This is a genomic window from Paenibacillus sp. T2-29, from assembly GCF_052921365.1.
The window spans coordinates 583,057-597,972 of record NZ_JBREVE010000002.1; the positions used below are offsets into that span (position 1 = coordinate 583,057).

Sequence of the window (14,916 nt, forward strand, 5' to 3'; positions counted from 1 at the left end):
GTTAATTTCCTTTCCAAGGATTAACCATCATTGGAATATAGTCCTTCGATGCGAGATCAAAACCAATGTACTCAATGTCTTTCAACTTAAAAGATTTATAGTTTTTAATGCCTAAGTAAAGCTCATCAGCAGATGAATAGATCGGATAATAAACCATTTTCGTACCATCTCCGTTGTCTTTCTTCATTTGTTCTAGTGCTGGACGAAGACGTGCGTCTTTATTCTTTGTTAGGAAAAAAATGCCCCCTGCAGTAGAGTTCGTTTTCACTCTAATCTGTAGGTAGGGTACCCCCTTTGAGGTTGTGTAAGGCTCAATTGAATAAATGTCGCGCAGCATCTTGACAGGCAAATCATATTGTTCAAAAATTACCACTTTGTTGTAAGGCTGACCAATAATATTTTTTAGAAGCCCTGGTGTGGTCCCAATCGCCTTTTTATACGGCTCAATACTCACCGCCTGATGCCCTGTATCCTCCAATGCGGCGATTTCCTTCTTCCCAATCCAGACCCAGCGGCTGACCTTATCCCATTCTACCGACTGTCCCAAACCCTCACTCACTAACCGCAGTGGTACAAAAGTACGGTTTTGCTTCAAGATAATCTTCGTTTCATACGTTTTGGTTTGCCCATCCACGGTAGCGGTGTTTTGCCCCACTGTCATATTAACGGCATGTGCATCATTTTTTATCGACACGGCTAATTGGCCGCCAGTTTTCTCCCAGCCCACCTTAGCACCCAATGCCTCGGATACAAACCGGATTGGAACCATTACATAATCGTTCCCATCCTGAAAAGGTTTGGCATCCGGGAACTGTATTTTTTTCGCATTTAATAAGACTTCAATTGGTTTGGTGCTACTTGCCGCCTCCGTCGTTGGAATCGTACTTGTCCCGCTCCATAGCAACGCGACTGCGGTCAAACTCAACACCCATTTTTTTATACTCATCTCTCGATCCCCTTTGTCTGCTTAAACTTTCAAACTATGTATATCATCTCTAACCTCATAAACTTATCGCATCCCCACTTTCGGAAAATACTGGATACAACTTATATATTATAGGGTTTCCCAATTACAAAATCTATAAGAAAAATAACTAATATAACTACTCTAAAAATCATTTCCTATGAGAAACCTATCCCTCTAAATCATAGAATTGCCTCCTTATTTAACTTATATCTTCCGCAAAATCTCAACAAAAAAGGGCTGCCTCTCCCTAAAAAGGAAAAAACAGCCCGTGTGCTTCACGCGCAAAAACTATGAATATATCAGTTCATACCATATAAATTGTTCCAGCATCATCCAATATTTCTTATATCATAAATCATAACAGACTAAAAATCAAACGTTACTTTTTTCTCACAAAGCAGGAATCCTGGCGAGCTTTTGACGACCCCGGCCCCCCATTCATCTGCCTCCCTTACACATAAGCTGGGAGCCATGTCCCGTGCGCTGCAATCAGGTCGTCGCACAGAGAAACGATATCATCCATGGATAATTCAGCCGAGGTGTGCGGGTCCAGCATAGCGGCGTGGTAAATGTGTTCTTTTTTCCCCGTCATTGCAGCTTCAATCGTTAACAGCTGGGTATTAATATTCGTCCGGTTCAGTGCAGCACATTGAGGCGGCAAATCCCCGACAAAGGTCGGTGTAACCCCATTACGATTGACTAGACAAGGTACCTCTACACAGGCTTCCTTCGGCAGATTGGTAATCAAACCTGTATTCATCACATTCCCGCCAATGGCAAAGGGCTGATTGGTTTCGATTGCCTCAAATATATAAGAAGCATATTCGTTCGACCGTTCATGGCGCAGATCCTGATCGCCCAAAAGTTCCTCACGCATTGTCTCCCAGCGTTCAATCTGGCTCACGCAGCGGCGCGGGTATTCATCCAAGGGAATATTGAAGCGTTCAATTAGCTCAGGATATGCCCGTTTGATAAAATACGGATGATACTCTGCATTATGCTCGGACGATTCCGTAATGTAATAGCCGAATTTCAGCATCATTTCAAAGCGTACCATATCATGATGCTTTTCCCGCTGCTTGGCGGCAGCCCGTTTTTTAATCTCAGGATACAAATCCACCCCATCCTTGCTCACTTCGAGCAGCCACGCCATATGATTGATGCCTGCGATCTTTGCCTTTACACCTTCCTGCTCCAAGCCGAGGCTTTTGAACAACTCGGGTATACACGCCTGTACGCTATGACACAGCCCTACTGTACGGACACCACCGTGTACGTTCATCACGTTCGTCAACACAGCCATCGGATTGGTATAGTTGAGAAACAGTGCATCCGGGCACACCTCGCGAACGTCTGCCGCAAAATCAAGCATCACCGGAATCGTTCTTAAATTGCGGAAAATACCGCCAATACCAACCGTATCAGCAATCGTTTGGCGCAGTCCGTATTTTTTGGGAATCTCAAAATCTGTAATCGTACACGGATCATAACCGCCCACCTGGATGGCATTTACTACATAGGCCGCTCCACACAGTGCTTCCTTGCGGTCAGTGTAGGAGCGGATCACACAGGTACTCCCCGTTGTTTTTTTCAAATTGGATAAAATATTTTCCGAATCCTTCAGCCTAACAGGGTCAATATCGAACAACGCCAGTTCAAAGCCCTGCAAAGCAGGTGTCAACATACAATCGCCAAGCACATTTTTAGCAAACACCGTACTGCCTGCACCCAAAAATGTAATCTTGCTCATACTTTGTCCCCCATTCACATTTTGTTCGCAGCTTTGCACCTCAAATGCAAGGATACCCATCGCCCCTCTCCCCCTTTGCAGGAAGAAAGTGACGATGGGAAAGATTAGCCATGACTATGCGTTGTTGCCTCTCATTCAGGATACTCCCACTGATTTAGCTGGGCTGATAAGCCGAGACGGTAAGACAGATGTTGCCTGGGATGTCGTAGTTGGCGGGGTTACTGAAGTCTCCGGGCTAATCGGAGTTACCGGTGAAGCCACTGCCCCTGCCTCAATCACAGTTACCTTGGCCAATGCCTTCAACTCTGTCCCTTCCACTTTGCCCTTCAATTCAAACGAACCTGGAGCAGCATATTGTGCAGGGTCTATCTCCTCCCATTCCACAGCCACCCATTTGGTGGAGCCTTCTCCATACGTAGCTTCCACTACGCTTGGCAGTCCAGGTTTTTCACCGACATGAGTTGTTACATTCACCTCTTTTAACGCAGTGATGTTCTCAGTTGCCGTCAGACTCTGTGCTGTACCGGAGGCCAGACCTGCCACCTCGTTTGCATTCAAAGCACGGCTATAGATCCGGAATTCATCCACCAGACCATTGAAATACGGATCAGGGTACTGGGACTTACCGATAAAATTATTTTTCGTCTGTCCCAGACTGGTTGGATTCAAGGTCAGGTTGGTATTGCGTCCCACTTCTTTCCCATCGACGTACAAAATACCTGTGGAGCCCGAAAGCGTGACTGCAACATGCTTCCATACGCCTGTCGGCAATACAGGGGCATCAATCGTCTGCTCCTGTCCTTGCCCGTTACCTTGATTCGTAATGGCAAATAGCATCCGGTTCCCGGCTTTAGGAGTCAGGAACATATATTCATTGGTCCCGGAGCCAAAGTCAAAAATCCGCACATAGTCGCTCAGGCTGTTCGCTTTGACCCAGCCGGATACGGTCAATTGCTGTGCCCGGCTGACAATCCCCGCCGGAAGCTGCACATAGCTGTCCTTGCCGTTCAGGCTGACAGCGTTGCCTCTTTTCCCCGCAGCCCATGCCGCAGTTCCCTTAACGGTAGCATCATTGCCGCTTTCCGATGAATCCGCAGCAACAGTACCGCTGGTTTCGTCGAACTTGTAAACGGCAAGCTGTTCAGGTAACGGTGCCGCCGGTTCAGCTATCACAGTTACTTTAGCCTCTCCTGATAACTGGGAGTCGCTGGCTGTCAGCTTGAATATATACGTTCCTGGCTCGGAAACATCCACTTTCGTACGTATTGATGTTTTGCTGCTGAATGTGACCTTCGCGTTCTGTGGTCCTTCAACCAGACTCCACTCGCTAGTCACCTTTCCTTGCGGAAGCCCATCATCTGTAGCCGCACCCTTCAAGATAATCTGATCCGGCAGCTTCACCTTGGAATTTTTGCCTGCATCAACGACAGGTGCTTTGTTGGGATCAGGTGTGGTTGGTGTCAGCTCTACCGTATAGGATGATGCTGTACCCATTTCCAGCTTAAGCTTATTAGTTGGTGCATACGCATTAAACTTGCCCTGTGATTGACCACCCACTTTAACCAGGTACGTTCCTTTCTTTAAACCGTCAAATGTAACGTACGTAGAATGGGCTTGGCCCGGCGTTTGATTTTTCAATTGGAGCCATACATAATCCTTGGATGTTGCCAGCTTGGCTTCTGTATACTGGTCCTTTTCCAGCTCGATATACAGCTTTTCCGTAATCAGGTTGACTCGTTTGAACAAACCGTCTAGCGGCTTGATCGTATACACGTTACCGCTTTTACTCACCTCTGCACCGTAGCCCGTCAATCCAAAAATTGGATCAATCGCGATATCCGCGCTTAAGGTTTTAAGTGCACCAAACAATCCGAGGTCAGCCTCACCGCTCATGCCGCGCCAGCCGTTAAAGAGCGGAACATTTTTACCGCCGCCAGTACCGTTTGTTCCGTTATTGCCTTTTTCTGCTTGATACGTCCATGCAACCGCCCCGATGTTCTCAGGGTCCGAGCTGATTTGCCCGGAGTTAATCGCTCCGACATTGGCAATTTTGGCAGCATAGGACAGCCGTTGTTGCTCCTCGCGATGATTGTCCTCATGATGACGAATCCAGTCATCCATCGCATATCCCGCAAGTGAAGTCGTGTACTGGAAGTTAAACCAGTTCTCCCCGGTAATCGTCACCGGATCGGTATAGTAGTACCATACAGGCATATGGCCGCGTGATGCACGAGTTTTGGCATTGATTTTACCCATCATCTCCAGGGCTTTACTTTGTTCGCCTTCTGTATCTATATTCTGCTTGGCTAACGTATATACAGCCTCTTCCCCTGTATTGTCGTAGCTATATTCGGAACCGTAAGGATACTTTGTATTTTTAAAATTGTTATATTTGCGATCCATTTTTTCCTTGAGATCGTTCGCTTCATCATCGTAGCCTTCATCATGAAGGGCCTGAATAATATCCGGCGTGGTCAGCTCGCCCATCAGACCTGTTTCCCAGTTGTACGCAACGGGCCCTTCATACAAAGCTTTGAAAATGTTATAAGCCCGCAGCAAATAGGTTTCCTTCGGATGCTTGTAAGTGACGAGGTCCGGGTATTCCTTGGCAATCTTATACATGCTGAAATACGTATTGTATACATGCGGGTATGCATATCCCCGATAGGTCGGTGTATCATTCGGTTCCGGCATCAGGAAATCATGAATTAAATAATCCTCATGATGTCCATTCATCAGATTCGTCCAAATCGCCGTCTCCAAATAATCGTCTACAGCCCGCACCTCTTTGGCGACTGGAGAGAGCGTGTTTTTTTCAGCCAGGAACTGTCCGTGGGTCAGACCCCAATCGTCCCCCCAGCCCCAATAGCCATTGAAAATGTTGCGTTTGGATTTGGTATGCATCATCCAATCGTCAAATACCTTATCACGCAGATCACCTGGCACGTTCCACTGGGTTTTGTCTACCATAAAAGTAGCGTGCCGTTGCAGCGCCTGATCAATCGGCTCAATGGCATAGAATTGTAAAACCGTTTTGTTGCCATTGCCGTATTCTACCGTTATGAAGTTCGGGCCCAGCTTAGTAAATTTCAGTTCATAAATCTGATGTCCTCCAGCCTTGCTATCCGTCTGCGGAATAACGGTTCCGTCTGGATAGGTCACCTTGTTGATCGTTTGCTTGGTACGCAGATCCACCTTCGCCTTTTGATTCGTAGGCACAATCATGCCTGGTACAACTGTAGTATCCACCAAGTTTTCTTGATACAACGTATCTTTTACATCATGCTCGTCCTTTACGGCCAGGAACTTGAAGCCATAGTTTTTGCTTTGTCCTGGATTCAGGATCAGGCTTGTATTGGGCAAATACCCACGGTTGGTAGACTTGATGACATTGGAATGAATATAAAATACATTCAATCCCTCCAGCCATTTGCCTTCGTTGGCCGGGTTCCAGGCCCACTTGCTGCCCGGATGCTCTTCATCCCGCCAGTGATCCTGATACTCAAACCCAGCGCCTGTTGTGGAATCAGGGATCAATAGCAGGGAAGAACCAATGCCGCTGGGGCGCCCAGCTGTAATATAGGAGCTGTTATTGCCGACAAAGGAATGCGTCACGACTCTCGTTTCGTAAATCGCATCACCATAGGTCCACTGCTCATTAAAAGGTAGGGGCAATCCAAAATCGCCAATCTCCAATTTTTTGCCGCTGGTATTCTGTACCTGTATATTCCACAGTACCGAACCATTCGACTCCGCGGAATAGGTTTCAATGACTTTAAAATTGCGTATGCCTTCTGCATTACTTGAGTTCTCATACGTGACAGTAACGCGGTTGCCGCTGGTCGTGATCTTACGCGCGTCTGCCGATTTATTCGTCCATGCCTTCGTCCAGCTACCTCCATCCAGTCGGTACGTGAACATCAGCTCTCCTAGCCACTGATGATCAGCCGTATTCTGCTCAGGTGTCACCGTTGCATTCATGACATATTCAGTCGGAAAAGCATCTCCTTTGATACGAATAGACGAAATTTCCCCATGCTCTCCTGTCTGAATCGTTAGCTTGTCATTAGATAGTTCATGTGCTTCTGCTGTATGCGTCCCAAACAACACAGACGCTGTGGTTAATAACAAAAACGCCGCCAATATTCCCTTAAATTTCATCAACACGGCCTCCTTTTCGATCTCGGGGTCCTGATTTGCTTGTCAATCAGCTGATCTCTCTTCATTTCGCCGCAACCTCCTTGGAAATGTAAGCGCTACAACTCTATTGTACAAATCCTTGTCCATTGGTAAAATCAACATTTTCAACCGATTTATATAGGATTTCAACCTAATCGTGGGATGAATCATTCATACCAACAGACACCATGTTTTGGATTAATGAATGGACAAATCGGAAATAATTCACTCATACCGTCTGTAGGAGGGAACAACTTCATGAATTCGAATGATAATCCACCAGAGCAAAACGCTTATTTGAAAGAGCTGAATGCATTATTTATCCCATTGGATGGAATGGAGAATCTGGACCGCATGGTTAAGGCCATCGGAGATGCAGATATTGTGCTGCTCGGTGAGGCGAGCCATGGGACTTCTGATTTCTACCGAGTTCGGGCCGAGCTTTCGAAGAAGCTAATTACAAGCAAGGGTTTTAACATTATCGGTGTGGAAGGAGACTGGCCCTCTGCTTATCGGGTGAACCGGTATGTTAAAGGGATGGAGGGGGCCGATTCCTCGGCAGCCGATGCACTGGGTGATTTTACCCGCTGGCCGACATGGATGTGGGCAAATACGGACATTCGTGATTTCGCGGAGTGGCTCAAGGAGTACAATGAGGCGAATCACGGCGGCGGCAGTGTCCGTGCGAAGGTTGGATTTTATGGCATTGATATGTACTCGTTATGGGAATCGATGGAAGCGATTATCGGTTATTTGGAGGAGACCAATTCTCCCCAACTGAAACAGGCCCGCAGGACATACGCCTGTTTCGATCCATATAGCAGGGACCATCAGTCTTATGGCATTGCGGCAGGACTGCTCTCGGAGAGCTGTGAGAAAGAAGTGGTTGAGCTGCTACAGTAGATGCAGAGCCGGCGCATGGCGTATCCGGGAAGTGAGGAAGAGCTGAATGCAGAGGTGAACATGCTCGTCACCTCCAGCTCGGAGGCCTACTATCGTACGATGGTCCGGGGCGGCCCACAGTCCTGGAATATACGGGACAAACATATGGTTGAATCCCTCAAGCGAATCATGTCCTATTACGGGGCCTCGGCAAAAGCCATTGTCTGGGAGCATAATACGCATATCGGTGATGCGCGGGCAACGGATATGATGGCGGATGGCATGGTTAATGTGGGTCAGCTGCTGCGGGAGGATCCAGAACATCGGGTGTTTGCCATTGGCTTCGGGACCTATCAGGGCGAGGTACTGGCTGGAAGAGCTTGGGGATCTCCGGTTGAGAAAATGACCGTCCCGCCCGGACAGCCAGAAAGCTGGGAGTATTACATGCACCAGGCGGGAGGCGGCCGAAATGGCATGATAATGCTCTCCGATGCATCTTCCATGCTGCATACGACCATTGGCCACCGTGCCATCGGTGTGGTATATGAGCCTGCTCATGAGCGGTTCGGCAATTACGTGCCTTCCAGCATGGCGGATCGTTATAATGCGTTTGTTCATCTCGATCGGACCACCGCCCTTCAGCCACTGCCTATCCTTCAGCCGGTTGCAACGGATGCTTTATTTTCAGAATAACAGCTCGCAAGAAACGTCTGTGGGATGCTGGATGGCGGGGTTACATTTACCGTCAAGCTTCAGATAATAACTATGAGACTGGCTCCAATACAAAAAGTGGAAGGCACGGACTTTATTTTTATTTGTCTGGGCCTGCTGCTTTTTTATTGAACTAAACGGTCCGTTAGTTTTTATGCATCTATCAAAAAAGGGATGTCCCCATCACGGAAATCTGGAGAACCCCCCCCTATCTCCTGGCTTTCCGTCTGGTGCATATGGCGGCCGGACGGATGTGCCTGATTCCTTGCTCATTCCACAATATTCGGTCCTGTCGGTCTTGGGAAGTGATCGCTAAAACGCAATACATTTATGTCGTAGGCCTCTATTTGATATTGGTATTATTATCAAAAAACACGGCATTTCTTTTCCTTTATGCAATTTGCGTAATAACAAGGTGTGCGGAAACTGGCCTTGTTCCTCCAGCTAATGGAGTGATCGTGAGTGCCGCGGCATTACCAGCAGGATTTCGAACTGTGAGCACTGAATTTATGACCGTTGTTTGCACAAGAGCCATTCCTACTATTTGAGAAGTACCTGTTGCACGCCCGACCACCGTATAAGCCAGGTCAGCGCCGTTGAGTGTTAAAATGAGTTGACCCGGTTCATTTACACCTACCTGAAACAGAACCTGATAAGTACCAATTGCAGCCAGGTTAAATGAGCTCGCATTTACACGCGTAATTTCAGTCCCACTGATTGGACCATCTTGCGGAAAACTTACGTCCGTGTCGGGAGCAACAGTTGCTGCATTATCAGGAGGCATCAAGGCAAAAAAGTCTGCAAAGCCTAATACTCCACCTGCCGGCCCTGCGGGTCCCGCTGGGCCTGTTGCTCCTGCTGGTCCTGTTAGTCCTGTTGCTCCTACTGGTCCCGCTGGTCCTACCGGTCCTGCTGGTCCTGCTGCTCCTGCTGGTCCCGCTGGTCCTGCTGGTCCCGCTGGTCCTGCTGGTCCCGCCAACCCAGCTGCGCCAATTGCTCCTGCAATCCCTGCCAATCCTTGGGGACCAAGTGCTCCTGCAAGTCCTTCGGGTCCGAGTGCCCCTATCGCTCCTGCAATCCCTGCCAATCCTTGGGGGCCAAGTGCTCCTGCAAGTCCTTGGGGGCCAAGTGCTCCTGCAAGTCCTTCGGGACCAAGTGCGCCTATCGCTCCTGCAATCCCTGCCAATCCTTGGGGGCCAAGTGCTCCTGCAAGTCCTTCGGGTCCGAGTGCCCCTATTGCTCCTGCAAGCCCTGCCAATCCTTGGGGGCCAAGTGCTCCTGCAAGTCCTTGAGGTCCAGCTTCTGCAATTGCTCCCGCAAGTCCTTGAAGTAATTGCTGACCTTTAGGTGGGGGACACGGTACCCGCACTATTTTTTTAATAACTAGAAGACGTCGTTTCATTTTCTTACCTTTTGGATGGCAAACAATTGCGGTTTTCTTTTTGCACGATTTTTTTTTATCCAGAAAACTCAACAGTTTCTTTTTTCTTTTCTTTTGGATGACAAACAAATGTGGTTTTCTTTTTGCACGATTTTTTTTATCCAGACAACTCAACAACGACACCTCCCTATAAATATAGTTCAGTGTACGTGAGTTGTTTATTTTAGGCATGGACGAATGGCCGGTTATTCGCTAGACTAAAAACCATTTTTAGAATATTGGGTGTTTAGTAGGGTGATGTTATACCACAAACCACAACACTCTTTCAGTATGATTACATAATTTAAATCATCCTTCACTGCGTCAACCAAAATCACATTTGGGTCTTTTTTTGTACCTCACAGTTCCCAACATCCGAGAAGAGCCAAGAAAACCTTAATGATTAAACTATTCTGCCCGTTACTTCAATGAAAGAGGGAACATTTGCCGCGACAGTGTATCGTTTCCCGTTAGTTGAATCATTTCTGTGATAAATACAACAAACATCGTCTCACGACTATATCGAATACCGCATAGATTTAACTAAATGCTCCATTTTGTCTAGAAATTCAATTAACACAACGAGAGATCTAGTAACGCTTCAATTCCTCTTCAGACATGTTTCGTTCTTGACCGATAGAAGGATTTCACTATCCTTTTTTTCTTTGTCTCTCACTTCACTTTTTTTAAGTAGAATTACGTATAATCAACGAAGTCTTGTAGATTTTCGTTATAGGAGCAGATCGCATCCCCTTCAATCGCCGAGTAAGACATTCCGTAACATCCCTTACCATATCAGGAATACAATTGGTTAATGTGGTCAGTTCCGGATTAGTCATTAATCCTACAGAATGGTTATCAAATCCGATGACGGACATTTCTTGAGGCACGGATATCCCCCTTTGCTTTGCTGCTTTCAATAAACCAGTAGCTACAAAGTCACTACCTGTTATCATTCCATCCGGTAATTGATCAGAAGTAAATAATTGTTCTCCCAAGGCATAACCATCTTCCATAGTCATCAGACCCGTATAACATTGTGATTTTGTACAGGCAAGACCGAATTGTTGGTGAGCCATTTGAAACCCATTCCATCTTTTCTCTTGCAATTGTGTCAGGTGATCCATACAGAAAACCAGATGACGGCGCCCCTTGGACAGCAAATATGCTGTCGCTTGAAAGACCGCATCTTCTTCATCCAATCGAAAGACATCAAGAAACTCTCCATCCATCGCTTCGTTGCATATGATTCCTATGTGAGAACCTATATATTCTTTAATTTCTCTCTCCGAGAAATGGGAATGAGCAATAACCACGGCATCCATTTCTCGACGTGCCAATCGGGCATACACATCACGTTCATACTCCCGGGATAATTCAGTCTGATAGATGACAAGTTGATACCCCATTGAGCCTAAAGATCGACTTAATGTACTAACAAGCTGACTGAAATAGGGATGTTCCACATCCGGGACAAGCACACCGATATGATTGCTTGCCTGTAGACGCAACTGAACCCCCTGCGTATTGCGGACATATCCCAGCTCCGTAATGGCTTTCTGTACTTTTTGTCTGCTTTCAATAGATACATGAGGATGGTCATTTAACACACGTGACACCGTCGACTTGGAGAGACCGCTTACACGTGAAATATCAATTATGGTGGGCAAAATTAACACCTCATCTAAAGTATTGACCTGGGAACGTTCCCTGCAACTATGATATCGTTAACAAACTATAGGAGGAGCTACACTCATGAAAGTCATATATACCCCCGCTGTAACCGAATATCTGATATTGTTTGATTTTGACGAAACTTATTATCCGCATGAATGTTTGCCTGAACAACTCAAAATGGTGTACGAACTGGAACAATACCTCCAGCAGCTTGCCAGAAATCATCAGGTAAAGATAGCTTGGGTCACCGGAAGTAGTGTTCAGCAAATACAAGCAAAAATGAATATAGCCGGTATGACGCAGCTCCCCCATTTTATAGCGAGCAATCTGGGCACAGAGTTGTGGGAAGTCGAGCCTGACGGACAACTGGTCACTGTTCCTTCATGGGCAAAGATCATAAGGGCCTCCGGATTCTCTCGAAGAGATGTAGAAGATTTAATTAGCGAATTAAAATCAACATTCAACATTGTTCTTCACGAACAGACTCAATTGGGTCAATCGCGATACAAAATGAACTACTATTATTATCCGGTATCAGCAGTCAAAACCCAATATGATATAAGTATCATCAGGCATCTGGCTGCAAATCATGGGATCGGAATTAATATCAATATTTGCAATCCCAAGGCGGGTGATCCGGAGCACGCATATGATGTCGATTTTATCCCCGCAGGAACTGGAAAGAAAGCGGCTGTGCAATTCCTGATGGATTATAGTCAGGTACCCCTGTCCAAAACATTGGCTTTCGGTGACAGTGGAAATGACATCGAGATGCTTCAGATGGTTGCCCATGGCTATCTTCTCCAGAATGCAACAGCAGAGGCAAAGTCATTCCACAACAACGTTGCCCCTTATGCTTACGCCGAGGGAATTTTGCATGTATGCAGAAATTTCTTTAGGGAGTAATTCATATTATGGCGTTTGCCCAGCTATATTTAGCCGATCTAAGTCCCGGTAAATCGTGCGAACCGGCACTCAAAGAGCATCGCTAGATCTTGCGCACGAACTTGATTCGTTCGTTTTTAATTTTCTACACAAAAGTCACTCCATCCTGCCCATTAGTTAAACAAAGGCAGCCAATCACTTTGATCGGCTGCCTTCTTGTTTGTATTGAACTATCGTATCCCGTTAGCGTAATGGGTTCATTGTCATTAGCCTCAACCGCTTACCTGTTTGCTCAGACTCCTGGCAACAGCTGGGGCATGATGCTTTTGCCATAATCCAAGACGTACTTATTAATCTCTGAGACAAGTTTTGTGTCCTTAGTTTTGTAGTGCACCTTGTTAATTACGAAGTAACCTGTACTAGAATATTGCTCATCACTCGAAAACATCAACGTAAAACGATAAAACAAAAAAGCCGCTAAAATAGCGACTTCAAATGGGACTATGCTCTTGTCCCCCGACAGTTAATCCAGATACAAAATCTCAATCTCGCCCGGAGCGAAGGATTGCTCTGCGTAATTCCCCCCCCAATCACAAAGCGATCTCAAAATGGGTTCAAGTGATTGACCCAGTTCCGTCGTTGAATATTCCACCTTAGGCGGTACCTGATTGTACATCTTTCTGCGAATTAATCCGTCTGTTTCCAGTTCCCGAAGAGTTTGAATCAGCATCTTTTGCGATATATTATGAACGAGTCGCTTAAGCTCTCCCGTCCGTTTAGGTCCTTTTATTAAATAGTACAGAACAAGCCCCTTCCACTTTCCTCCGATAACCTCTAGTGTAACTTCCAGTTCACAGAAAAATGTTTTCATATAATGCACCATCTCCCGATCTAAGAATATCCCCTTCATGTATCGCTTGATCCTTCAAGGATCACTGAAGGAAAAATTGAACGTTACATGGAGGGGATAATACAATCGCATTTAAGTTGATTTAAAAATCTTTGTCGTTTGAAAATTATTATGTCCTGGTTAAACTTGAGCTACTCCGCCATCTACGAATAATTCAACGCCGTTCATATAGCTGCTTTCATTAGAGGCTAGGAACATGACAGCATTGGAGATCTCTTCAACCTGCCCCACTCTGCCGAGCGGAATATCATTTTTTGCCTGTTCCAGTAAATGATCTAGTTCAGAGCCAAATAACTCATCGTACGCCGGCGTTACGATTGTTCCCGGACTAAGGATGTTTATACGAATTTCGGTCCCTCTCATATCAAGAATCCAGCTGCGGACGAGCTGTCTGATCGCTGCCTTGGATGCACCATAGATACTAAACGCTGGCATCCCCATCGAGCCAGCAGTGGATCCCGTTAGAATAATCGAACCTCTTTTGTTTGGAAACAAAGCTAATGCCTTTTGTACTGTAAAGATGGTTCCTTTCACGTTGACATCGAAAGTCTTGTAGTATTGTGCTTCTGTAATTTCTCCTAATGGAAGAAATGACCCTAGTCCGGCATTTGCAAAGAGAATGTCCAAGTGTCCCTTTTCTCGCTTAACTGTTTCGAATAATATATCTAGATCTTCCGATTTAGATATGTCACCTCGGACACCTGTAACATTCTTTCCGATCTGCTTTACTGCTTCATCCAGTTCACGTTGTCTGCGTCCCGTGATAAAAACGTAAGCCCCTTCTTTTACGAACTGTTGTGCTGACGCGAGACCGATGCCGCTTGTACCTCCGGTTACAACTGCTACCTTCCCGTCAAATTTCCCCATTCTATTACACTCCTTTTATAATGATTTATATGGTATAGGATGCTCTGTCTGCTTCATGAACCTCCTATGAACGATAGTATGGGGGAAAAGTTACAAGAAAAACAGTACCCACTTTTTTGTGATATAGTCACCAAAAAGTGATAATTGAGGCGGCACAAGCGTTTGTTTTTACAGCCTAACAGGATGGAAGTGAGCTCCATTAAGTTTGAGATTGTATATGTGCTTTTAATTTCTGCCGGACTTATTTGTCCGGTTCTGTTGACCCAACAGGTGTCAATGCCCGACTGAAGACCACCTTTGATATCCGTATTTAATGAATCTCCAATGACAAGCGCATCCTTTCTATTAAATTCTGAAATATGACTTATGACGTAATTGAAAAATTCTTCCTTCGGTTTTTGATAACCAATGCTTTGCGAATCAAAGATATCCTCGAAAAACTTATATAGCCCAAACTGCTTCAAGCGTTTGATTTGCGTGTGAGTGATACCATTCGTGATTACGAACATTCGATGGGTCTTTGATAAGCGATGACAGACATCCATTGCGCCTTCCATAAGCAATTGGTTTCCATCTCCCAACAATTCTCTATACAAACCTTCCCATTCCAAGCCGACCACGATTTCCCCCATTCTCAACATTGTAAAAGAGGGCTCCATTAATTACTC

At 45.9% G+C, this 14,916-nt stretch carries 9 protein-coding genes and 1 pseudogene; 2 read left to right on the plus strand and 8 right to left on the minus strand.

The window, feature by feature from the left end:
* Nucleotide 1: 1 nt before the first annotated feature.
* The 3 genes from ACU1JV_RS08380 to ACU1JV_RS08390 all read right to left on the minus strand — a co-directional run bounded on the left by ACU1JV_RS08380 (nucleotide 2) and on the right by ACU1JV_RS08390 (nucleotide 6,878).
* Nucleotides 2-946: a copper amine oxidase N-terminal domain-containing protein gene (locus ACU1JV_RS08380; RefSeq protein WP_025676185.1), complete on the minus strand. Its 945-nt coding sequence runs from the start codon at nucleotides 944-946 to the stop codon at nucleotides 2-4.
* A gap of 472 nt (nucleotides 947-1,418) precedes the next feature.
* Nucleotides 1,419-2,717, minus strand: a complete 1,299-nt coding sequence (gene melA / locus ACU1JV_RS08385; RefSeq protein WP_413987550.1) for an alpha-glucosidase/alpha-galactosidase — start codon at nucleotides 2,715-2,717, stop codon at nucleotides 1,419-1,421.
* 135 nt (nucleotides 2,718-2,852) lie between these two features.
* Nucleotides 2,853-6,878: a DUF5695 domain-containing protein gene (locus ACU1JV_RS08390; RefSeq protein WP_413985666.1), complete on the minus strand. Its 4,026-nt coding sequence runs from the start codon at nucleotides 6,876-6,878 to the stop codon at nucleotides 2,853-2,855.
* 276 nt (nucleotides 6,879-7,154) lie between these two features.
* Here ACU1JV_RS08390 and ACU1JV_RS08395 point away from each other — a divergent pair.
* Nucleotides 7,155-8,471: pseudogene (locus tag ACU1JV_RS08395) on the plus strand (erythromycin esterase family protein).
* 409 nt (nucleotides 8,472-8,880) lie between these two features.
* Here the strand turns inward: ACU1JV_RS08395 and ACU1JV_RS08400 are convergent.
* Nucleotides 8,881-9,963 (minus strand): collagen-like protein, encoded by a 1,083-nt coding sequence (locus tag ACU1JV_RS08400; RefSeq protein ID WP_413987549.1) that lies wholly within the window; start codon nucleotides 9,961-9,963, stop codon nucleotides 8,881-8,883.
* Between the two features lie 632 nt (nucleotides 9,964-10,595).
* The gene (locus ACU1JV_RS08405; RefSeq protein WP_434954079.1) at nucleotides 10,596-11,579 is read right to left on the minus strand and encodes a LacI family DNA-binding transcriptional regulator; all 984 of its coding nucleotides are present in this window, start codon (nucleotides 11,577-11,579) and stop codon (nucleotides 10,596-10,598) included.
* An 85-nt stretch (nucleotides 11,580-11,664) separates the two neighbouring features.
* Here ACU1JV_RS08405 and ACU1JV_RS08410 point away from each other — a divergent pair, with 85 nt between their 5' ends.
* Nucleotides 11,665-12,492, plus strand: coding sequence for an HAD-IIB family hydrolase (locus ACU1JV_RS08410; RefSeq protein WP_413985664.1), 828 nt, complete (start codon nucleotides 11,665-11,667; stop codon nucleotides 12,490-12,492).
* A 502-nt stretch (nucleotides 12,493-12,994) separates the two neighbouring features.
* Here the strand turns inward: ACU1JV_RS08410 and ACU1JV_RS08415 are convergent.
* The 3 genes from ACU1JV_RS08415 to ACU1JV_RS08425 form a co-directional block, all read right to left on the minus strand.
* Nucleotides 12,995-13,342 (minus strand): winged helix-turn-helix transcriptional regulator, encoded by a 348-nt coding sequence (locus ACU1JV_RS08415; RefSeq protein WP_019685981.1) that lies wholly within the window; start codon nucleotides 13,340-13,342, stop codon nucleotides 12,995-12,997.
* Nucleotides 13,343-13,501: 159 nt separating this feature from the next.
* Entirely contained in the window at nucleotides 13,502-14,248 is a 747-nt protein-coding gene (locus ACU1JV_RS08420; RefSeq protein WP_025676179.1) for an SDR family NAD(P)-dependent oxidoreductase, read from the minus strand.
* Between the two features lie 53 nt (nucleotides 14,249-14,301).
* Nucleotides 14,302-14,889 carry an HAD-IA family hydrolase gene (locus ACU1JV_RS08425; protein WP_446724538.1) on the minus strand — a complete coding sequence of 196 codons (588 nt, stop codon included), beginning with the start codon at nucleotides 14,887-14,889 and terminating at the stop codon, nucleotides 14,302-14,304.
* Nucleotides 14,890-14,916: the final 27 nt, after the last annotated feature.